The organism is Chryseobacterium sp. SIMBA_028 (assembly GCF_046535285.1).
In the GTDB taxonomy this organism is placed as follows: Bacteria; Bacteroidota; Bacteroidia; order Flavobacteriales; family Weeksellaceae; genus Chryseobacterium.
On the sequence record NZ_JAWRWZ010000786.1, the window covers coordinates 1 to 239 of the forward strand.

1 protein-coding gene is annotated in these 239 nt (G+C 64.4%); it reads right to left on the bottom strand.

What is annotated here, in order from left to right; genetic code table 11:
* The coding region (locus tag SCA31_RS25370) for an inositol monophosphatase family protein (protein WP_410699692.1) at nucleotides 1-239 on the bottom strand (239 nt) is incomplete at both ends.

A 239-nucleotide genomic window follows, 5' to 3' on the forward strand; every position in this document is an offset into this window, starting at 1 on the left:
CGGCAATCGCAAACCGGCTGACCATTCCCGGGCCGCTTGCCGAAACCGCGATCGGTTCGCCGTTCTTCAGTGCCGTGCCGCCTTCGACAGCTTCGAAGAGCTCTTCAAGCGCCGGCGCATAGAGCACACCCGCCACCGGGCGGCCGCGGTGGACGACAGCTACGCTGACGCACCAGAGGTTCTGGCCGGCAAGGAAAGCCCTTGTGCCATCGATCGGGTCGATGATGAAGACAGTGTCG